This window comes from Arthrobacter sp. GMC3, from assembly GCF_002929305.1.
Taxonomy (GTDB): domain Bacteria; phylum Actinomycetota; class Actinomycetes; order Actinomycetales; family Micrococcaceae; genus Specibacter.
The window spans coordinates 115,760-136,527 of record NZ_PJIO01000002.1; the positions used below are offsets into that span (position 1 = coordinate 115,760).

Sequence of the window (20,768 nt, forward strand, 5' to 3'; positions counted from 1 at the left end):
GAGCCTAAACGTCACGACCCTGCTGCGCGAGCGACGCACCCAATGCTCACCTCCTGTTCTTTCGGCAGTCTTTCCAGGGATGGCCGTAGGCTGGTGCCATGCTGACGGTAATTGGTGAGGCCCTGATCGATGAAGTAGTGCGCCCGGGTCAGGCGGCGCTCCCTCACGTTGGGGGAAGTCCCCTGAACGTGGCGGTGGGGCTGGCGCGGCTGGGGCACCCCGTGCAATTTCTTGGTCGTTTTGGCCGTGACGCCTACGGTGACATGGTGGCGGGGCACCTGCGCGAAAATGACGTGCTGGTCCCGGTGGCCCCGGACGCGCACCCAACCTCCGTTGCCCGTGCCGTATTGGATGACGCAGGCGCCGCCAGCTACGAATTTTCGCTGACCTGGGAACTGCCAGCCGTGGCCCCGGGCCCCGGTGGCGCCCCGAACTTCATGCTCACCGCCACCACGTTGCTGCACACCGGTTCCATTGCCACCATGCTGGCGCCCGGAGCGGAGCAGGTGTTTGCGGCAGTGGTCGCGGCGCACCCTTCGGCCACCATTTCCTATGACCCCAACTGCCGGCCCAGTATCATCACCAACGTTGACTATGCTCGGGCGCAGGCGGAGAAGTTCGTCAGGCTGTCCGACGTCGTGAAGGCCTCCGATGAGGACCTGGCCTGGCTGTACCCGGGCGTGGACCCGCTGGAATCGGCCCGCACCTGGCTGGCGTTGGCAGGAGAGGAAGGTCCCGCCGTAGTGGTTGTCACCCAGGGAGGAGGCGGCCCGTGGGCTGTTTGCGCTGCCGGTGAGGCCCAATGCGCGGTGCCAGCCACCACCGTGGTGGACACCGTGGGCGCGGGGGACTCGTTCATGGCTGCCTTGTTGGCAGCCCTGGTTGAGCGGGAACTCGATGGCGCCCAACGCCGTCCAGCCCTCTGCGCCATCAGCTGCGAACAGTTGGAGGAAGTGCTCCGCTATGCCGCCCGCGCGGCTGCGATCACCGTTTCCCGGGCCGGTGCCAATCCGCCCACCCACGCCGAACTCTTGGAAGGCTGAGCACATGTACGACTACGACCCCTACACATTCCTCACCCCTGTTCCGGGCTTTACACTCACCAGCACCTCCCTCACAGACGGGGCCACAATGCCCTTGGCACAGGTCAATGCTGGCGGGCATCCGGGCGGCCTGGACCTGTCCCCGCAATTGTCATGGGCGGGGTTCCCTGCCGGCACCCGCAGCTTTGCCATCACCATGCTCGACCCCGACGCGCCCACAGCTTCCGGTTTTTGGCACTGGGCCGTGGCCGACGTGCCGGCGTCCGTGACGAGCCTGGTAGAAGGTGCAGGCGATGCTCGCGAATCGGCCGGCCTGCCCGTTGGTTCGTTGACCCTAAAGAACGACGCCGGGTTCCCCGGATACATGGGTTCGGCCCCTCCCGCCGGGCATGGTCCCCACAGGTACATGCTGGTGGTGCACGCCGTGGACGTGGCCTCGCTTGAGTTGCCGGCGGATGCCACCCCGGCAGTACTGGGCTTCAACCTGCATTTTCACACCCTGGCGCGGGCCCGCCTGACGGGCGTCTTCGAGGCGTAGCGGGCGGCGGTGAGCGGAAGTTCGGTAGCCTTGGGTATGCGCTTAATTGCCAGTGACATTGACGGAACCATCCTGGGCCACGACGGCACCATCAGCCAGCGGACCATCGAGGCCTTCGCGAGGGCTGCGGCCGCGGGGGTCGAGATCGTGTTTGTCACGGGCCGCCCGCCGCGCTGGCTTGACCCGATCCGTGAACAAATCGGGCACACCGGAACTGCCATCTGCTCCAACGGCGCCGTGACCTACGACCTCAGCAGCGAGTGCGTTATCGACTCCCACGTCCTGGACTGGGACACCGTGGACCAGGTCCGGACCATTGTCATGAGCCTCGCCCCGAAGCCCTACTTCGCTCTGGAGTCCCTCACCGGTCTCCACGTTGAAGATGGTTTCTACGGCAACCACACCTCGCCTTTCGGGGTAGGAATCATCCCCTCGGCACTGACCCCTGACATGGCTGATGGCGGGATCGTGAAAATGCTGGCCGTGCTGCATTCCGGCAACGCTGATGAATTCATGAACCTGGTCACCCCCAGCATCGGCAAGCTCATCTCGGTCACCCACTCGGCCCCCGAAATTGCTCTGCTGGAAATGGGCCCACTGGGCGTCAACAAGGCCGTCACGCTCGCCGAATACGCCGCCGCGCGCGGCATTGACGCCGCCGACGTAGTGGCATTTGGCGACATGCCCAATGACATTGAAATGCTGGCCTGGGCCGGTGCCGGCTATGCCATGGCGAGTGGGCATCCGGATGCCCTGGCGGCCGCCCGGCTGACGGCTCCGCGCTTTGAGGACGACGGCGTGGCCCAAGTCATCGAGGCACGCCTGGCCGCGCTCCACCTGGCATAGGGAGGCGGCTGTGGACGAGACGAAGCCGTACCTGGGGTCGGCCCATCCGGTGGCGATCGCGCATCGAGGATTCTCCTTGGACGGGCTGGAAAACTCGCTTGCGGCGTTCACCGCCGCGCTCGCTCAGGGCTACCAGTACGTTGAAACCGACATCAACACCACGGCCGACGGGGTGACCGTGGTCTTCCACGACGCCTCCTTGGACCGGACCACAGACCAGGCAGGGCTGATAGCCCAACTGCCCTACACGGCAGTCCGCAAAGCCCTGATTGGCGGGCGGGAGCCTATCGCCACGCTGCGCGAATTCTTTGCCGCGCTACCCACCGCACGGTTCAACATTGACGTCAAGGACGCCGGATCGGTGGCCACGCTCGCGGCGCTCATTGAGGAACTTGGCCTGCATGACCGGGTCTGTGTGGCGTCGTTCTCCGATAAACGCCGGCGTCAGGTGCTGGCTAGGCTGAGCAAGCCGGTGGCGAGTTCGCCGGGCAGGAATCTGATGGCCGCCTACGCCCTGCTGGGCCCCTGGCTGCCGGCCCGGCTCATGCGGGCGCTCATGCACGACGTGGATGTGCTGCAGATCCCGCGCAGCTTCGGGAAGCTGAACCTCGTCTCGCGGCGATCCGTGACGCGGGCCCACCGGCTGGGGCTGAAAATCCATGTCTGGACCATCAACGATCCGGCGCAGATGAACGAACTTTTTGACCTGGGCGTGGACGGCATCATGACCGACAGGGCTGACCTGCTCGCGGACGTCATGCGGGCGCGCGGATACTGGCCGGCACCGTAACATGGGCCCCGGGCTGGCAGGATGGAACCATGCGAATTTTGATTGCACCGGATAAGTTCAAGGGCACCCTGACAGGCGTCGAGGCGGCCGCCGCCATGAGCGAGGGGGCGCTGCGCGTCTACCCCGAGGCCGTTGTGACAACGTTGCCAGTGGCCGACGGCGGCGAAGGCACCCTTGAAGCGGCCGTGGCCGCAGGTTTCGAGGAACGATTCAACACGGTGGTGGGGCCCATTATCAAGCCCGCCGGCGCCGTGTGGGGGTTCCACCCGCAGAGCCACGTGGCTGTCATTGAGACGGCACAAGCCAGCGGCTATCTGCTGTGCGAACCCACGGTGGAAAACTCGCTGCGCGCCCATTCCTACGGTTCCGGGCAGCTGATTGTCGCTGCGCTCGAGGCCGGTGCCACCGAAATTATCTTGGGCCTGGGTGGGTCGGCCATGACCGATGCCGGCTCCGGTGCGCTGCGTGCCTTGGGCCTGAAATTGGTGGACGCCCAAGGAAATCTGGTGCCGTTGGGTGGCGGGTCCCTGCTCGATGTGGTTGCCATCGACGCCACCGGCCTGGACCCGCGACTTGCCGCGGTCAAGGTGCGGATGGCAGTTGACGTGGACAACCCGCTGTTCGGCTACAACGGCGCAGCCCATGTCTTCTCCGCCCAAAAGGGTGCCGACGCCGACGCCGTGGAGAAGCTCGACGCCGGGCTCCGTCACCTGGCCTCCCTGGTCCGGGAAGCCACCGGGGTGGACGTCGACATTGCCGGATCCGGTGCCGCCGGCGGGTTCCCGGCCCTCTTCCTGGCCTATGCTGGCGCCACTGTTGAGCGCGGCTTTGACCTGGTGTCCGAGATGATCGGGCTGGATGCGGCCTTGGACGACACCGACCTGGTCATCACCGGCGAAGGGTCAATGGATGAGCAGTCCCTGTCCGGGAAGGCGCCCATCGGTGTTGCCGACGCCGCCCACGCGAGGGGACTACCCGTCGTCGTGGTTGCCGGACGGATCACCGTGACACCGGCCGAACTGGCCAAGCACGGTGTGGTTGCGGCCGTCAGCGCCACCGACGTGGCAGGATCGCCCGAGGCTGCCCTGGCCGCCGCCGCCCGCTACACCACCCTGGCAACCTCCGAAGCGCTCAACGGTATCTAGCCCCCGAACCGCTGGTGGAACAAGCCACCGCCGTGTAGCTGTGGCGAGGCCTAGTGCGCTGCGGCTTCCTTTTCCGGCTCCAACGGGTCGGTGGCGGTGCCGCGCCACTTCGCCAGGGCGTTCATGCCGTGGTAGATGACCAGGGCGGCGGTGGTTCCGAGCGCGATGCCAGCGAACTGCAGGTTGCCGATGGTCCAGGTGAAGTCGGCGACGCCGATGATCAGGGCGACGGCGGCAGTGGTCAAGTTGATGTTGTTGGAGAAGTTGACCTTGTTCTGCACCCAGATGCGCACTCCCAGGACGCCAATCATGCCGTACAGGAGTGTGGCCGCGCCGCCCAGAACACCAACGGGGACGGTGGCAATCAATTCCCCGAATTTGGGTGAGAAGCTCAGCAAAAGTGCCGCGATGCCAGCCACAAAGTAGGCTGCGGTGGAGTACACCTTGGTGGCGGCCATGACGCCAATGTTTTCCGCGTAGGTGGTGGTGCCCGAGCCGCCGCCGAAGCCTGCCAGAGTGGTGGCAACGCCGTCGGCAATCAAGGCGCGGCCGGCGTAGGGGTCAAGGTTTTCACCTGTCATTAGCGCAACAGACTTCACGTGGCCGATGTTCTCTGCCACCAGCACCAACACCACGGGGATGAACAGGCCAAGGACGGCAAAGTGGAACGTGGGTGTCTGGAAGTGGGGGAGACCGATCCAGCTGGCGTCGTTGATCTTGGAGAAGTCCACCTCGCTGCGCATGACGGCCACGAGGTAGCCGATCACCACGCCCACCAGGATCGCCAGGCGGCCTAGGATTCCGCGGAAAAGGACGCTGACTAAGATGATGACCGCAAGGGTGATGACCGCCGTGACAGGGGCCAGCTTGACGTTGTTCCATGCTGCCGGAGCCAGGTTGAGCCCGATCAACGCCACAATGGTCCCGGTGACCGGTGCCGGCATAAGCCGGTTGATCCACGAAGCGCCGAATTTTTGCACCACCAGGCCAATCACAGCAAGAGTCACGCCAGCAACCACCACGCCACCCAAGGCACCGGCCACGCCAAATTGCTGCTGCGAGGCCAGGATCGGGGCGATGAACGCGAAGCTGGAACCCAGGTAGCTGGGGACGCGACCGCGGGTCAGGATCAAAAAGAAAATGGTGCCAATACCGGAGAAGAACAAGGTGGTTGCCGGCGGCATGCCGGTGATCAGAGGCACCAGGAAGGTTGCGCCAAACATGGCCACCACGTGCTGGAGACCAATGCCGATGGTGCGCGGCCAGCTCAACCGTTCGTCGGGCGAGACCACCTGTCCTGGCTCAATTGTTTTGCCGTCCCCGTGGATACTCCATTTAGTGCCCAACAAACTCATAGCGTGCCTTTCCTGTGCAATGCCCTCATCATCTGCGCTTAAGCGCAGCAGTGCGTGATCATCGATAAGAATAGCGGCATTTGTGGCCGCCTCCGGAGCGGATTTCTTTTTGCAAGGGGCCACGGCGGTACACCGCAACCGCCAGCGCAGCTAGGATCACGGTAGGGGCGGTGGTTTTCCCTCGAACCGCCCGGTTTCCTTGATCAAGATGAAGGAGCGCCGTATGTGTCGACTCTTTGGCTTGCATGCCGGGGCGGAGCCGGTGAAGGCAACGTTCTGGCTACTTAAGGCCCCGGACAGCCTATCCGTGCAAAGCCGGCGTGAACCCGACGGCACCGGGATTGGGGTGTTTGATGCGGGCGGCGTGCCGGCAGTTTTCAAGCAGGCGCTGGCCGCATATGACGACGCGGTCTTTGCCACGGAGGCGCGTGAACTCAAAAGCAAAACCTTTGTTGCGCACGTCCGGTACGCCACCACGGGCGCCCACACCGAAGCGAACACGCACCCCTTCGAGCAGGACGGTCGGCTGTTCGCCCACAACGGCGCCTTTGGTGAATTGGACACGCTGGATGCCAGGCTGACCGAACTTGGTGGCAAGGATCTTGTCCTTGGTCAGACTGACAGTGAGCGGATGTTCGCGCTGATCACCTTGGAAACCAGACGCTCAGACGGCGACCTGCGGTCAGGTATTTCTGCCGCTCTGGGTTGGATTGCGGCGAACCTGCCTGTCTACAGCCTGAATCTCATCATTACCACCGCGAGCGATTTGTGGGCTCTGCGGTATCCGGATACGCATGAACTGTTCATCCTGGAACGGGCTCCTGGCGGGCATCGACGCGGACAGCCCTTGGCAGTGGACAGCTCCAGAATCCACGGACACAGCCGTGCCCTGGACAGCAAAGGTTCCGTGGTCATAGCCACCGAGCCCATGGACGGCGACCCCGGCTGGCGGCTCATGGAACCCGGGGAATTGCTCCATGTTGGTGCGAACCTCGAATCTCGGAGCAGCCGGCCACTGCTGCATGATCCGGTGCGGCGGCTGGTGTTGCCGGATCCGGGGACGGCTGTGCCTGGAAGCCCTGCCGACCCATAGATCTTGGGGGTCTAGGCCTGCTGGGGGTGGTGCTCGGGGTCAACCTGGAGTACGACGCCGAGGAGATCGTTGAGTGCGTGGGCCAGGGCTGGATGGGCTAGTTCATACCGGGACCGGCGGCCCTGCGCCACTGCCACGGCTAGTCCGCATTCGCGCAGGCAGGAGAGGTGGTTGGAGATGCTTTGGCGTGAAACGCCGAGTTTCTCGGCCAACGCGGCGGGATAGGTGGGGGCAACGGCGAGCTCCATGAGGATTTGCGCCCGTGTGGGGTCCGAGATGGCGTAGCCAAAGCGGGCCAGTACCGCCGCGTTGCTAATGGACTTCATTCTCAATATGATACACGCTTTGCTGGATTCAGCGTTGGATGTACTATTGAGTCATGTCAGGACACGATCACTCACACGGCCATTCGCACGCTGGCGCGCCAGGCGAAAGCCACCAGGGACGCATCGCCATTGCGCTGGGCGTTACGCTAGCCGTCTTTGTCCTGCAAGTCATTGGCTCACTGGTGACAGGATCGCTGGCGCTGCTCTTTGACTCCGCACACGTCCTGACCGATGCCGGTGGGCTTGCCATGGCCCTGCTGGCGGCCCGGCTGATGGCCCGGCCCGCCACCAGCAAACGCACCTGGGGCTTTGCCCGCGCAGAAGTGCTTGCCGCCACGGCGCAGGCGGCCGTCCTGCTCGCCGTCGGACTCATTGTCCTGGTCGAAGGCGTGCAACGGCTGTTTCATCCCACCGAGATTGCCTCGAGCGAGATGATCGTTTTCGGAGCCATTGGGCTCCTCGGCAACGTCATCTCCATGTTCGTTCTGATGGGCGGACGCAGCAAGAACTTCAACATGCGTGCGGCGTTCCTCGAGGTTGTCAACGACGCACTCGGCTCGGTAGCCGTCATCGTTGCCGCGGTGGTGATTGCCTTGACAGGCTGGATGCAGGCCGACGCCGTGGTTGCCATGCTCATTGGCGTGCTAATCCTGCCGCGCACCGTAAAACTTCTGCTGGAAACCGTTGGCGTGCTGCTGGAATCGACACCCGCCGGACTGGATTTGGCCAAGGTCCGCGAGCACATCCTCGAACTCGACCACGTACACGAGGTCCACGACCTCCATGCCAGCCAAATCGCCACCGGGCTGCCCGTGCTTTCCGCCCATGTCGTCGTGGATGCGCAATGCTTCCACGACGGCCACGCACCCAAAATGCTGGACGCGCTGCAAAAATGCGTGGCCAGCCACTTTGACGTCAGCGTGGAACACTCAACGTTCCAGCTCGAACCACTAGGTCACGTAGACCACGAATCCGGCGTCCACCACTAACTCGTGCGGACCGGCGTCTAGACCTGCCCGGCTGCGGACCGGCATTCCCTCGGCCGCTTTCCGACCGACGGCCGCGGGCGGCCTTACGGTCTCCCTGACGCGGCCTACGGAAACGCCGGCTCCTCCGCCGATCCGGTGATGTCTCCACCACAGCGGACCTCTGCGCTGAAGCCGGAGTCGACATTTTTTGTAGGCGACGTAAAGGAGACACCAAAGGCCGTCCGCGGCCGACGTGTCGGATAGTCGCCGGAAAAATGCCGATTCGGCGAAAGGGCCGGGTCCGCAGTCGGGTTAGGAGATGACGCCGTCGACTAGGGCTTTCGCTTCGGCCTGGACTTGGGCGAGGTGCTCGGGGCCCTTGAAGGATTCGGCGTAGATCTTGTACACGTCCTCGGTGCCGGAGGGGCGGGCCGCGAACCAGGCGTTCTCCGTGGTGACTTTCAGCCCGCCGATGGCGGCGCCGTTGCCGGGGGCCTCGGTCAGTTTGGCGGTGATGGGTTCGCCGGCCAGCGTGGTGGCCGTGACGTCGGCTGCTGAGAGCTTACCGAGGGCGGCTTTTTGCTCGCGAGTGGCGGCCGCGTCGATGCGGGCGTACGACGGCGCTCCGAAGCGGGCGGTCAGCTCGCCATAGTGCTCCGAGGGTGACTTGCCGGTGACGGCCGTGATCTCAGAGGCCAGCAGAGCCAGCAAGATACCGTCCTTGTCGGTGGTCCAGACTGAGCCGTCTCGCTTGACGAAGGAGGCACCAGCGGATTCCTCGCCGCCAAACACTCCCTCCCCGGACAGCAGCCCGGGCACAAACCACTTGAAGCCCACAGGGACCTCAACCAGTTGCCGGCCAAGGTCGGTGGCAACCCTGTCGATGATGGAGGAGGACACCAGTGTCTTGCCAACGCTGGCGGTTGCCGGCCATTGTTCGCGGTGCGTGTACAGGTACTGGATCGCTACGGCCAGGTAGTGGTTGGGGTTCATCAGCCCAGCGTCCGGGGTGACGATGCCGTGGCGGTCGGCGTCGGCGTCGTTCCCGGTGGCAATGTCGTAGGGCGCGCCAGCAGTGAGTTTGTTGATCAGCGACGCCATGGCGAAGGGGGAGGAGCAATCCATGCGGATCTTCTCATCCCAGTCCAGGGTCATGAATGACCACTGCGGATCCACGGTGGGGTTGACCACCGTCAGGTCCAGGTTGTGGCGTTCGCCAATCTCTCCCCAGTAATCAACGGACGCGCCACCCATGGGATCGGCGCCAATACGGACGCCCGCCGCGCGGATGGCGTCAAGGTCCAGCACGGACGGGAGGTCGTCAACATAGCTTGAGAGGTAGTCGAATTTGCCTGTGGTCGGCGCGTGCAGCGCCTGGGCCAACGCCATGCGGCGGACTCCGCGGAGCTCATTTTCCAAGAGTTCGTTGGCGCGGTTGGCGATCCAACCGGTCGCATCGGAGTCGGCCGGGCCACCGTGCGGGGGGTTGTACTTGAAGCCGCCGTCGCCGGGCGGATTGTGCGACGGTGTCACCACGATGCCGTCGGCCAGCCCTTCCGTGCGTCCCTTGTTGTACGTGAGGATGGCGTGTGAGACGGCAGGTGTGGGCGTGTACCCGTGACGGGCGTCGATGAGGACCTCGACGCCGTTGCCCGCCAACACCTCAAGAGCCGTGTTTTGTGCCGGCTCACTCAAGGCGTGCGTGTCCTTGCCCATGAACAGGGGGCCGGTGATGCCTTGGCCGTTGCGGTATTCCACGATGGCCTGGGTGATGGCGGCAATGTGGGCTTCATTAAAGGAGGTTTTCAGCGATGTGCCGCGGTGTCCGGAGGTGCCAAAGGCCACCCGCTGGCCGGGATCATTGAGATCCGGTTTCAGGTCGTAGTAGGCATCCAACAATGCAGTCAGATCAACGAGGTCTTGGGGAAGGGCAACAGTGCCCGCGCGGCTAGCCATGCCCCCAGCATGACAGAGCGTCCAAGCCTGCGCACTTATTTATCACAGTGTGGACGATTAACCGGCGGGCAAATGCCGGATGATTCAAATGCTGGACTACGATGGAAGGCAAGTTTCCCACCATCAAGTCAGACACTCCGCGTGGAGGGTCATTTCCGCTAGGAGCCACCCGTGTCGAACCAGCCGGAGCAACCGCAGTACCAGCCTGGAATGCCGCAGGACTACACTCCGCCCGGATACGCGCCCGCCCCCGCTGCGCCGCCCGTCTTCGACGCGCCGCCCGCCGATTTCCAGGGCCAAAACCAGCAATTCAACAATCCGCAGGCACCCTTCCAGCCGCCCTATGGGCAGGTGAATCAGGACCCCTACGGGCAACCTTTTGCTCAGCCTTATGGTTTGCCGCCGCTGGATCAGCACGGCCAGCCCATCCAAAACCCGTACGGTGCTCCCATTCCGGGACAATTTGGCGCACCCCAATTTGCTGCCCCCACGTACTACCAGGGTGGCCCGGGGTACATTGATGCGACAAGCGGCCCCCGTGGCATGAGCCTGGCCAGCATGATCATCGGGCTGTCGTCGCTGTTCATTGCGGGCTGGCTCATCGTTCCGCAAATCATCGGCATCGTGCTCGGACATATTGGCCTGAGCAAGGAAAGCCCCCAGGGAAAGCCGTTCTCCATCACCGGGTTGATCACCAACTACTTGGCACTGCTGGTTTATGGTGGCCTCTACTTGTTCCTCATCTTCATCTGGTCCGTCATGGGAACAGAGTCCTACAGCCCCTCTTCGGAGCCCTACACATGGTTGGGTTCTGGCCTGTAGGCCAGCACTGGAAACTAAAGTCTTAAAACGACGGCGGCACTTGCCCTTCGCTGATGCGAAAGGCAAGTGCCGCCGTCGTTTTAAGAAATCGCTTACATGACGCCGGACATGAGCTTCTTGATGGGCTTCTGCAGCAGGAACAACAGCACGCCGAAAGCGATGGAGACCAGGCCGATCACCAGGAAGTACGGGGTCTCATTCGCGGGGTCGTACCACTGGGCCAGGACGCCTGACATGGCCGTACCCAGTGACACGGACAGGAAGAACAAGGCAACCATCTGGGTTTGGAACGCGGCCGGGGCCAGTTTCGTGGCCAGGGACAGGCCCACGGGGGAGAGCAAGAGCTCGGCAACCGTGAACAGCAAGAGGATGAACACGATGGCCAGCAACGGCACGGCAGCCATGCCCGCGAACGGGATGAACGCCAGGTAGGCAAGGCCCATGACCACCAGAGAAGCCGAGAACTTGATCGGCGTACCCGGCTGGCGGGCACCCCACTTGGTCCACAGGGCGGCAAACACGCCGGCCAGGATGATGATGAAGACCGGGTTGATGGAGGTCACCCAGCTCGGCGGCATTTCCCAGCCGAATACGGTGCGGTCCAGGCGAGTATCCGCATACAGGGCCACAACCGTGAACTGCTGCTGGAAGAGCGACCAGAACACGGCGCTGGCCAGGAACAACGGCATAAACGAGAACACGCGGCTGCGCTCCACGGACGTCAGGGTCTTGTTGCTCAGAATCACGGCAAAGTAGGCGATAGCGGCCAAGATGACTACCGTGACGATGATCCACTTCAGGTTCTCGGCCGTGATCAGCTTGAAGGCAACCGCCAGGACGATCAGGACGACGGCGACACCCGCGAGGATGCCCACCTTCAGGTAGTCGGACTTCGGCAACGGGTTCGGGATGTGGTGAGCCGATGCCGGCAAGTTCTTGCGCGTCAGCGAGTACTGGATCAAGCCCAGCGCCATGCCGACAGCGGCAGCGGCGAAGCCGACGTGGAAACCCCAGGTGACCTGCAACCAGCCGGTGACCAACGGGCCAACGAGGCCACCAATGTTGATACCCATGTAGAAGATGGAGAATCCGGCGTCACGGCGATTGTCGTCCTTGGCATACAAGGTACCGACCAAAGCTGTGGCGTTGGCCTTCAAACCACCGGAACCAATGCCAACCAGGATCAACCCGACGGTCAAACCGACGGCTCCGGGCAAGACGGCGAGAGAAATGTGTCCGGCCATGATCAAGATGGCGCTGAAGAACAACACACGCTCGGAGCCCAGGAGTCGGTCGGCTACCCAGGCACCCAAAATGGTGGACAGGTAGACGCCGCCACCGTAGGCGCCCACAATGCCCAGTGCGGTGACCTTGTCGATGCCGAGGCCACCATCGGTGACTGTGTAATACATGTAGTAGGCGAGGATGCCCTGCATGCCGTAGAAGGAGAACCGTTCCCACAGCTCGACGCTGAAGAGGTTGAGCAGCATTTTCGGCTGCCCAAAGAACGATGTATCGCGGGGTTTTTGGTCGGCCTGATCTAAGTCGGCCTGGCTGTCTTTTGAGCTCACTTGACCAATTTTCGCATTATGACGGCCGTACGTCACATTTGTCCGCTATTTGGCCTGCTTGCAGTATCGGCCCCGGCGCTAGCGCCAACCGCTCGCCCAGCCCTTGCTTCGCTCGGTCCTGGCACCTCGGGCGTTACGCTTGATAGCAAGAACACGCTTATTTTGTAGGAGATTGAAGCCATGTCAGAGATCATGAACGTCACCGTTTCCGAGTTGGGTCAGGACGCCGTGATTTTGGATGTTCGCGAAGACTACGAGTGGGAGGCGGGCCACGTTGACGGTGCCTTGCACATTCCGCTCGAGCAATTGCCGGCCCGCCTTGAGGAATTGGACCCCGATACCGATCTGTTTGTCATTTGCCGCACGGGTGGCCGTTCTTTTCGGGCCACCACCTGGTTGACCGAAAACGGTTACTCCGCGTTCAACGTCATTGGTGGAATGGGTGCCTGGTTTGAGGCGGAGAAGTCCATGACGTCCGAGAACGGCGAAACCCCGCGCGTCCTCTAAGACCGGCTCTTCCTACTCACCAGACAGGTTCCCCATGACTTCCGCGCCCGGCCCATCCACCTTGCCCTACACCTACCTTGGGCCGGAGGGGACATTTACCGAGTCAGCACTTTTGCAGGTTCCCGGTGCAGGCGAAGCGCAGAGGGTTCCCTCAACCAACGCTTCTTCTGCTCTTGCCAAGGTGCGTTCTGGTGAGGCGTTTGCTGCCATGTTGCCGATCGAGAATTCCATTGAGGGCGGGGTGCCCGCAACCTTGGACGCCATTTCCGGCGGCACGCAACTTCGGATTCTGCATGAAGTAGTGGTGCCTGTTAGCTTCGTCCTGGTGGCACCTGCCGGCGTGACTCTGGCCGACATCACCGCGGTGGGAACCCATCCGCATGCGTGGGCGCAGACCCGCGACTGGTTCCAGGACCACCTGCCCCATGCCGTGCATGTACCAGCGAATTCGACGGCGGCGGCCGCCCACGATCTGGTGGCCGGCGGGACTGCGTTCCAGGCTGCCGTCTGCGCTCCCTTGGTTGCCGAGCAGACGGGGCTAAGCATTTTGGCCGCTGGCATCGAGGACAATTTGGGGGCGGTGACCCGTTTTGTGCTGGTCGGCCTCCCGGGGGCGTTGCCGGAACCCACGGGTGCGGACAAGACAACACTTGCCATTCCGCTGCCCAAGGACCATCCGGGTGCTCTGATGGCCATTCTGGAACAATTCGCCAGCCGCGGCGTCAACCTCAGCCGGATCGAATCCAGGCCGACGGGTAAGTACCTGGGACACTATGTCTTCAGCGTGGACGTGGATGGGCACATTCGCGACGCGCGGGTTGCCGACGCCCTTCGCGGCCTTCACCGGGTCAGCCCCGACATGCTCTTCCTGGGTTCTTACCCCCGCGCCGACAAGCAGCCGCCGCTGATCCGCGCCTACAACTCCGACTCGGCCTTTGAGGAATCGGGTGCCTGGGTGGACGGTCTGCTTACCTCGGCACCATAGCTGGAACTGGGGCCTCCTGGTTCTTCTCCGCGGGCCCCGGGAAGCCTATGCTGTGACTATCGGTACGACACAACGTGCTCTAAACAGTTTTGGCAGTACTTAGAAACCGGGTGAGTCAGCAATGGAACGGCAAGGATCCAAGGACAGCAGCGACGAAGGCACCATCGTCAACCCGCACCGCAACGAAGGCCGTGACACATCGGTGGGGGACGAGGGTGACGAAGCGAACGAACTTCGCTTTGACGAAGAGCAGCGGCTCATCAAGGAGCAATCCATGCGCCCCGAAACCGACTAAGTCAACTGCTACAGTGCCGGGTGGTTGGGCGCGGCAACGCGCACAAGTACCGCTTTCGGCTCAACGCTGACCTTAACCATGGTGGCGGTCCCCGAGGGGTCGCCGTCGACCTGCGTCTCAACAGGCAGCACGGTACGAATCACCAGGTTTTGTGAGCGGTAAAAGTCAATGACGGGCAGGCGGTTGTTGTGTTGGAACACCACTTTCCCTGCCATCGCAATCCAACCAAGCGCGCTGCGGGGGCTCACCACCACCACGTCTAGGACGCCGTCGTCAATGAGAGCGTCGGGGACAAAATCGATCCCGCCAGGCAGCAACCCGCAATTGGCAAACAACACGGAACGGACCTTGCGCTGCTGGGCAGGCTGGCCATCCATGACAATGCTGACCTTCTTGCGCCGCCCCACCATGTGCCGCAGCCCGGCCTCGCTGTACGCCAGCCAGCCCACCGATTCCTTCAGTTTCGCGTTGGTGTCATTCATGACCTCGGCGTCCATACCCAGCCCGGCAATCACCATAAATGACTGTTTGGACATGGCCCCGGTGATCTCATTCTCAATTTCCATCAGCCCGGCATCGATGTGCCGCTGATGCCCAAACAAGGCGATTTCCACGCTGGCGGCGATGTCGTTGACATCAAGCTCCAGGTTCCGTGCCAGCAGATTTCCGGTGCCCAGCGGGATGATCGCCATCGACACCTCCGTGTGGCGAAGGGTCTGGGCCACGGCGCGCACAGTGCCGTCGCCGCCGCCCACAATAACGACGTCGGCCTTGGCCTCAAGCGCGTGGTCCGCCATTGCGTAGCCGGGGTCCTCGGCGGTGGTCTCCAGGAAAGTCGGCACCGGCCAGCCCGCCAGCGCGGTGGAGCGCAGCAGCAAGGTCTTGGCAGCCTCGGCGCCATTTTTGGTCGGGTTGTAGATGAAAAAGACCTTCTGCGCCGCCGCATGAATCTTGTGCGGGGACTCGGCCACGGCACTGCGCGTGTGCTTTTGGGCGAGCTTGCGAACACCTAGCCAACTGAATCCGACAGCGAGCAGGAAAACGATCACAATGATGGCGATGAGGGCTTCAGTTGGCATGATTCTCTAACCATACCGGTGGACACACTTTGATTGGTTAGGCTTAGGGTGTGATCGATGTAAGAGACCTCTGCGAAAATCCCGAAAAGTACCGCGCCAGCCAAAGTGCTCGCGGGGCCCAACCGTCGGTGGTGGACGCCATTATTGCCGCCGACGCCGCCAGGAAATCTGCCATCAGCTCCTTCGAAGCGCTGCGTGCCGAGCAAAACGCTTTCGGTAAGAAAGTTGCGCAGGCCAAGGGCGAAGAAAAGCAGGCACTGCTGGCCGAGGTCAAGGAGCTCTCCGCGCAGGTAAAGGCCGCCTCCGCGGCCTCCGACGCCGCCAGCGCCGCGCAAGACGCCCTGGTTCGCAGCATGCCCAACCTCATCTCCGACGGCGTCCCCGAAGGCGGCGAGGACGACTACATTGTTGTCAAGACCGTCGGAACGCCGCGCGAATTCCCCGACTTCGCGCCCAAGGATCATCTTGAAATTGGTGAGCTGATCGGTGCCATCGATATGGAACGTGGCGCCAAGGTCTCCGGATCGCGCTTCTACTTCCTCAAGGGAGTGGGTGCCCGCCTGGAAATGGCGTTGCTGCAGATGGCCATGGACCAGGCCATCGAGGCCGGCTTCACCCCCATGATCACCCCCACCCTGGTGCTGCCCGAGACCATGGCCGGGACCGGCTTTGACGTGGAGCACGACGCCGAGATTTACCGTTTGGCCGACGACGACCTTTACCTGGTGGGCACCTCCGAGGTGGCCCTGGCCGGCTACCACGGCAACGAGATTATCGATGTGGCCGAGCCCGTTCGTTACGCTGGCTGGTCATCGTGCTACCGCCGCGAGGCCGGCTCGCATGGCAAAGACACCCGCGGCATCATCCGCGTCCACCAGTTCAACAAGGTGGAAATGTTCGTCTACACCACTGTTGAAAAGGCCGCCGAGGAGCACCAGCGCCTGCTGGCCTGGGAAGAGGACATGCTGGCCAAGGTGGAGTTACCGTACCGCGTCATCGACACTGCCGCCGGTGATCTTGGTGGTTCCGCGGCTCGCAAGTTCGACTGCGAGGCTTGGGTCCCCACTCAGGAGAACTACCGCGAGCTGACCTCCACCTCCAACTGCACCAGCTACCAGGCCCGCCGCCTGAACATTCGCGAGCGGATGACCAACGAGGACGGCAGCAAGGCCGGCACCCGTTCTGTGGCAACCCTTAACGGGACCCTGGCCACCACCCGCTGGATCGTGGCCATCTTGGAGCACCACCAGAACGCCGACGGTTCCGTCAACGTTCCGGTGGCCCTGCGCAAGTACCTGGGTGGCATGGAAATCTTCCCGGTCCTGTAAGGATTTATTGCGTCATCATGAACGCCGGGTAAATATTCACACTGTGCAAACCGCGGTGGATATTTACCCGGCGTTCACTGTTTCCCGGACCACCTCGTCATTTGCCATGGCCGTGGCGACGGAGCGTGCCCGGCTCCGCGACGGCAGCCAGAGTGCGGCCACGGTGGCCACCGCCAAAACCGCGGCCCCCACGTAGACGGCCGGGATGGCGGCGTCGACGTATCCCGTGGGTGTTAGCTGTCCGCCGGCGCCGGTAAACACCGCCGTCAGAACGGCCACGCCCAGCGCCACGCCCACCTCACGCAGGGTGGAGTTCGCCCCGGATGCCTTGGCATGGTCGTGGGGGTGCATGTTGGCCAGCACGGCCGTGGACATCGGCGCAAACACCAAGCCCATGCCAATGCCGGCGGCAATAAATCCGGGAACCATCATCGCGTAAGAGACGTTGGCCGAGAGGACCGCAGCGAGCCAAAACATGCCCGCGGTGAGCAGAGCCAGCCCCGTCACCATCAGGGTCCGGGTGCCCAGTCGTGGCGCCAACATGCCCGCCAATGGGGCCACGAACATGGGGGCCAGGGTCCACGGCATGGTCATGACGCCCGCTTCCAAGGGGCTGTATCCCTGCACTACCTGTAGGAACTGGATCAGGATGAACACCGATCCGAAGATGCCGAAACTAAATGTGAACCCGGTGATGTTGGCAACCGTGAAGCTGCGGTCGTGGAACAGGCGCAGCGGCAGCAGCGGGGAGGCAGTTCGCGACTCCCAAAGAACGAACGCCACCAGCAGCACGGCGCCACCAACCAGGGGTGCCAGAACCTCTGCACTGGACCAGCCGGCGTCGTTCCCGCGGACGATCCCAAAGACGACGGCCAGCAGGCCAATGCCGGATAGCAGCAGCCCGACGACGTCGGCCCGGACACGGGCGCCAAAGCTGTTGGGCAGGGCGAGTAGAACCAGCGGCAGGGACACGATGCCCACGGGCACGTTGAGCCAGAAGATGGCCTGCCAGTTCCAGCCTTCCACCACGGCGCCGCCAATTAGCGGGCCAAGAGCCACACCCAGGCCGGAAACGCCGCCCCAGATGCCAATCGCCAGGGGGCGGCGGGCGGTGCTGACCGAGCCCACCAGCAGCGTCAGCGACAGCGGCATGATGGCTGCCGAGCCAAGCCCTTGCACGGCGCGTGCGGCAATCAGCTGGGTGGGGTCGGTGCTCAGTGCTGCCGCGGCGGAAGCCAGGGTGAAGATGGCCAGTCCTGCCAGGAACACGCGGCGGCGGCCAAACCTGTCGCCGAGGCCCACGGCCAGCAGCATAAAGGTTGCAAAGCTGAGCGTGTAGGCGTTGACCACCCATTGAAGCTCCTCGACGCCGGCGCCCAGCTTTTCGTGGAGGACGGGCAGTGCGTTGGTGACAACCAGATTGTCAAGGGTTGCCATGAAAACCGGGATTGAGGCGGCCGTGATGGCCAGCCAGACGGGGATGTTCTTTTTCATGATGAGGCCAGAGCATTTCTTCGAGATTGTGGTAATCGAATGATTACTTAACTCACAAAGTTAGTTATCAGCTGATAACATGTCAAGTGTGGTGAAGAAAATAGCAGAAGCTCCCGCGACGACCCGCATCCCGGCCGCCGAACGCCGCGAGCTCATCCTCCAGGCGGCAACCGCCGTGTTTGCCGAGCGCGGCTACGCCGGCGCCACCACCGACCAGGTGGCCAAGGCTGCCGGCATTAGTCAGCCCTACGTGGTGCGGATGTTCGGCACCAAGGAAGCCCTGTTCCTGGAGGCCTTTGACAGGGCGCTGGGTACGGTGCTCGGCGAGTTTCGTGCGGTCATTGCCGACTACGACGCCGGCCGCCTCGCCGACAAGGTTGCCACGCTTGACCCGGCCCAGGGGACCCGCAGGCAGGACCACCTCAAGTACCTGATCGCCGTGACATATGCGGACTTAATTGCCGACCGAGGAATTCTCATGATGCTCATGCAGTCCTTTGTTACCGGTCACGAGCCCGTCATAGGCCCGCGCGCCCGGGACGGCTTCCTGACCATGTTCCGGCTGATCCGCGACGAAGCCGGCATGGACGCAGACTCCGCCCGCGACTTCCTGGCTCAAGGCATGCTCATGAACACGCTGATCAGCCTGCGCCTGCCCGACGTGTACGACGAGGACGCCAGCGCCGAGGAGTTGCTTGAATGCACCCTTAAGGCCAAGCTGAACATGGTCCTGGACACCAGCCGCGCACAGTCACGGGTTAGTTGAGGGGTCTTTCCCCCGGACACCCTGCGAAACTTTTCACCAAGTGTTCATCCCTGCTTAGGGATCGTATGGCAGGCGCCGTTGCCCTCCATCTGGTTAACTTGATGTATGACAATGACAGCAAATAATGCAATCCCCGGCATCGACGACCGGGTCCCAACAACTAACTACCTGGTGGCACTGGACGTGGACGGCACTCTGGTGGACCACGACGGCGTCATGAGCGACGGTGTCCGCTTCAGCGCCCAAGCCGTGGTCGGCGCCGGCCACGAGGTCATCATCGCCACCGGCCGGTCCCTAGGTGCCGTACTGCCGGTCCTGACGCAGATTGGGTTGCAGCGCGGCTACGCCGTGTGCTCCAACGGCGGTGTGACGCTCCGGCTCGATCCAGCACTCGAACTTGGCTACGAGATCATTGACCGCGTGACCTTCAGTCCCAGGACGGCCCTGACAACTCTGCGCGAGAAAGTCCCCGGCGCCCGCTTTGCCGTGGAAGACGCCGGCGGCAACTTCCTTGCCACCTCCCGCTTCCAGGACGCCAGCTTCGGCATCGAGGCACGCGGCGTGGACTTCCACCACCTGCTCGACGTCGAGGCCGTGCGGGTGGTGGTCAACAGTGCCGAAGCCAGCACCGACGAATTCGCCCAGGCCATAGCTGACGCCGGACTCCACGGGGTCACCTACGCCGTGGGCTGGAGCGCATGGCTGGACATTGCCGCAGCCGGTGTCACCAAGGCCACCGCGTTGGAGAAGCTGCGTGCGCAGCTGGGCATCGATCGGTCGCTGACAGTGGCCGTGGGTGACGGCAGCAACGACATCGACATGCTCCGCTGGGCCGGTCGCGGTGTTGCCATGGGCCAGGCGGAACCGTCCGTGAAGTCTGTTGCCGACGAGGTGACAAGTTCCGTGTACGACGACGGTGCTGCCGCCGTGTTGCGCAGCCTGCTCTAGTCCAGGGCGGTGCGGGTGGCCCGGGCGTGGTGGCGAAGGATGCGCCACAGGATCACGATGCCAAGGATGGCTGTCAGGGCCACGCCCGCCACGTAGAGCACAGACCCCATGGACGCAGCTTCCTGCTGCGAACCGGGTGGGATGAAGCCAAAGTGCAGGTCATCTCGGATTGTTCCGGTCAGCAACAAGGCAAGGAACGAGGTGATTCCGCTCATGGAATCCCACAATGCGTGCAGCAGCGACACCGTAACGTAGGCCGCAATGATGCTGAACCGGAACCGGTAACGGGTGTGCCCTCGTGCGGCGGCAAACAGAACGGCGCCCAGGATGGCCGTCCACAGGACATGGCCCACCGGGGTAAGGATGGCGCGCAAGGCCTCCGTCTGCAACATGGTGCCCAGATCGAAGCCCGACGCGGTGATGACCGCGTTAAAGGCGTACCCGGCAGATTCGAAAGCGGCAAAGCCTGCGCCGACGGCGGCCCCCAGGAGTGCGCCCTGGCCCGCAGTTTTCGGAACCACCCTCCACCCGATCACCACCAAGATCACGCCTTTGACGAACTCCTCAATGAATCCCACCCCCACATAAGTGAAGACGCTTGCCACCAAGCGCGCCTCAAGCAGTGAAGCCCCCAATATCCCGCAGATCCCGCCAACCACGAACGCCAGGATCACCTGGAGGGTGGTGACGTTGCCAACCAGGCGCTCGAGTATGAACAACACCACGCAGAACGGCACCAGAAAACTGCCGATCAGTATCAAGGTGGGAATCAGGTTGGTATTCATGGTCACTGCGGTGACCCACACGGTCAGTCCCCACAGTACAAGCCCCGTCAGGAGCGCTTTCCACCACCAGCCGTGTCGATGAGGGCGGGCTGTGGTGAGCGTTGGCGCGGTGATGGTGCTCATGGTGT

Annotated in this window: 21 protein-coding genes; 14 read left to right on the forward strand and 7 right to left on the reverse strand. The window is 63.1% G+C overall.

The genetic code is table 11. From position 1 onward, the window contains the following. Positions 1-98 precede the first annotated feature (98 nt). The 5 genes from CXQ94_RS03810 to CXQ94_RS03830 are packed head-to-tail and all read left to right on the forward strand — an operon-like array spanning position 99 to position 4,362. Positions 99-1,043 carry a carbohydrate kinase gene (locus CXQ94_RS03810; RefSeq protein WP_104086899.1) on the forward strand — a complete coding sequence of 315 codons (945 nt, stop codon included), beginning with the start codon at positions 99-101 and terminating at the stop codon, positions 1,041-1,043. A 4-nt stretch (positions 1,044-1,047) separates the two neighbouring features. Next, entirely contained in the window at positions 1,048-1,581 is a 534-nt protein-coding gene (locus CXQ94_RS03815) for a YbhB/YbcL family Raf kinase inhibitor-like protein (protein ID WP_104086900.1), read from the forward strand. 36 nt (positions 1,582-1,617) lie between these two features. Then, a complete protein-coding gene (locus CXQ94_RS03820) occupies positions 1,618-2,427 on the forward strand; it encodes an HAD family hydrolase (RefSeq protein ID WP_104086901.1) in 810 nt (269 codons plus the stop codon). A 10-nt stretch (positions 2,428-2,437) separates the two neighbouring features. Next, positions 2,438-3,217 (forward strand): glycerophosphodiester phosphodiesterase, encoded by a 780-nt coding sequence (locus CXQ94_RS03825; RefSeq protein ID WP_104086902.1) that lies wholly within the window; start codon positions 2,438-2,440, stop codon positions 3,215-3,217. 29 nt (positions 3,218-3,246) lie between these two features. Beyond that, the gene (locus CXQ94_RS03830; protein WP_104086903.1) at positions 3,247-4,362 is read left to right on the forward strand and encodes a glycerate kinase; all 1,116 of its coding nucleotides are present in this window, start codon (positions 3,247-3,249) and stop codon (positions 4,360-4,362) included. Positions 4,363-4,412: 50 nt separating this feature from the next. On the opposite strand, the gene CXQ94_RS03835 is transcribed toward CXQ94_RS03830, so the two are convergent. Next, the gene (locus CXQ94_RS03835; protein WP_104086904.1) at positions 4,413-5,717 is read right to left on the reverse strand and encodes a uracil-xanthine permease family protein; all 1,305 of its coding nucleotides are present in this window, start codon (positions 5,715-5,717) and stop codon (positions 4,413-4,415) included. Between the two features lie 223 nt (positions 5,718-5,940). Between CXQ94_RS03835 and CXQ94_RS03840 the strand changes: the two genes are divergently transcribed. Continuing rightward, complete coding sequence (locus tag CXQ94_RS03840; RefSeq protein ID WP_104086905.1) at positions 5,941-6,810, forward strand: class II glutamine amidotransferase; 870 nt, start codon at positions 5,941-5,943, stop codon at positions 6,808-6,810. An 11-nt stretch (positions 6,811-6,821) separates the two neighbouring features. Here CXQ94_RS03840 and CXQ94_RS03845 read toward each other — a convergent pair whose 3' ends face one another. Continuing rightward, positions 6,822-7,136 carry a helix-turn-helix transcriptional regulator gene (locus CXQ94_RS03845; protein ID WP_104086906.1) on the reverse strand — a complete coding sequence of 105 codons (315 nt, stop codon included), beginning with the start codon at positions 7,134-7,136 and terminating at the stop codon, positions 6,822-6,824. Between the two features lie 53 nt (positions 7,137-7,189). Between CXQ94_RS03845 and CXQ94_RS03850 the strand changes: the two genes are divergently transcribed. Continuing rightward, a complete protein-coding gene (locus CXQ94_RS03850; protein ID WP_104086907.1) occupies positions 7,190-8,125 on the forward strand; it encodes a cation diffusion facilitator family transporter in 936 nt (311 codons plus the stop codon). A gap of 291 nt (positions 8,126-8,416) precedes the next feature. Here CXQ94_RS03850 and pgm read toward each other — a convergent pair whose 3' ends face one another. Next, the gene (pgm, locus tag CXQ94_RS03855) at positions 8,417-10,060 is read right to left on the reverse strand and encodes a phosphoglucomutase (alpha-D-glucose-1,6-bisphosphate-dependent) (protein ID WP_104086908.1); all 1,644 of its coding nucleotides are present in this window, start codon (positions 10,058-10,060) and stop codon (positions 8,417-8,419) included. A 171-nt stretch (positions 10,061-10,231) separates the two neighbouring features. Here pgm and CXQ94_RS03860 point away from each other — a divergent pair, with 171 nt between their 5' ends. Beyond that, positions 10,232-10,882: a DUF4190 domain-containing protein gene (locus CXQ94_RS03860; protein ID WP_104086909.1), complete on the forward strand. Its 651-nt coding sequence runs from the start codon at positions 10,232-10,234 to the stop codon at positions 10,880-10,882. A 92-nt stretch (positions 10,883-10,974) separates the two neighbouring features. Here CXQ94_RS03860 and CXQ94_RS03865 read toward each other — a convergent pair whose 3' ends face one another. Further along, positions 10,975-12,453 carry a peptide MFS transporter gene (locus tag CXQ94_RS03865; RefSeq protein ID WP_258066672.1) on the reverse strand — a complete coding sequence of 493 codons (1,479 nt, stop codon included), beginning with the start codon at positions 12,451-12,453 and terminating at the stop codon, positions 10,975-10,977. Positions 12,454-12,633: 180 nt separating this feature from the next. Between CXQ94_RS03865 and CXQ94_RS03870 the strand changes: the two genes are divergently transcribed. The 3 genes from CXQ94_RS03870 to CXQ94_RS22440 all read left to right on the forward strand — a co-directional run bounded on the left by CXQ94_RS03870 (position 12,634) and on the right by CXQ94_RS22440 (position 14,240). After that, a complete protein-coding gene (locus CXQ94_RS03870) occupies positions 12,634-12,960 on the forward strand; it encodes a rhodanese-like domain-containing protein (protein WP_104086910.1) in 327 nt (108 codons plus the stop codon). Between the two features lie 34 nt (positions 12,961-12,994). Continuing rightward, on the forward strand, positions 12,995-13,945 hold the full coding sequence (gene pheA, locus CXQ94_RS03875; protein WP_104086911.1) for a prephenate dehydratase: 951 nt from the start codon (positions 12,995-12,997) through the stop codon (positions 13,943-13,945). A gap of 121 nt (positions 13,946-14,066) precedes the next feature. After that, positions 14,067-14,240, forward strand: a complete 174-nt coding sequence (locus tag CXQ94_RS22440; RefSeq protein ID WP_181034062.1) for a hypothetical protein — start codon at positions 14,067-14,069, stop codon at positions 14,238-14,240. An 8-nt stretch (positions 14,241-14,248) separates the two neighbouring features. On the opposite strand, the gene CXQ94_RS03880 is transcribed toward CXQ94_RS22440, so the two are convergent. Continuing rightward, on the reverse strand, positions 14,249-15,319 hold the full coding sequence (locus CXQ94_RS03880) for a diacylglycerol kinase family protein (RefSeq protein ID WP_104086912.1): 1,071 nt from the start codon (positions 15,317-15,319) through the stop codon (positions 14,249-14,251). Between the two features lie 50 nt (positions 15,320-15,369). Here CXQ94_RS03880 and serS point away from each other — a divergent pair, with 50 nt between their 5' ends. Then, positions 15,370-16,647, forward strand: a complete 1,278-nt coding sequence (gene serS, locus CXQ94_RS03885; RefSeq protein WP_104086913.1) for a serine--tRNA ligase — start codon at positions 15,370-15,372, stop codon at positions 16,645-16,647. A 63-nt stretch (positions 16,648-16,710) separates the two neighbouring features. Here the strand turns inward: serS and CXQ94_RS03890 are convergent, their stop codons facing one another. Continuing rightward, positions 16,711-18,141, reverse strand: coding sequence for an MFS transporter (locus tag CXQ94_RS03890; RefSeq protein ID WP_104086914.1), 1,431 nt, complete (start codon positions 18,139-18,141; stop codon positions 16,711-16,713). A gap of 91 nt (positions 18,142-18,232) precedes the next feature. Here CXQ94_RS03890 and CXQ94_RS03895 point away from each other — a divergent pair, with 91 nt between their 5' ends. Both CXQ94_RS03895 and CXQ94_RS03900 read left to right on the forward strand, forming a co-directional pair. Then, the gene (locus tag CXQ94_RS03895; RefSeq protein ID WP_219816977.1) at positions 18,233-18,907 is read left to right on the forward strand and encodes a TetR/AcrR family transcriptional regulator; all 675 of its coding nucleotides are present in this window, start codon (positions 18,233-18,235) and stop codon (positions 18,905-18,907) included. Positions 18,908-19,012: 105 nt separating this feature from the next. Beyond that, entirely contained in the window at positions 19,013-19,855 is an 843-nt protein-coding gene (locus tag CXQ94_RS03900; protein ID WP_104086916.1) for an HAD family hydrolase, read from the forward strand. On the opposite strand, the gene CXQ94_RS03905 is transcribed toward CXQ94_RS03900, so the two are convergent. Beyond that, positions 19,852-20,763, reverse strand: coding sequence for a PrsW family glutamic-type intramembrane protease (locus tag CXQ94_RS03905; RefSeq protein ID WP_104087315.1), 912 nt, complete (start codon positions 20,761-20,763; stop codon positions 19,852-19,854). The two genes, CXQ94_RS03900 and CXQ94_RS03905, sit on opposite strands and share 4 nt — an antisense overlap. Between the last annotated feature and the right edge of the window lie 5 nt (positions 20,764-20,768).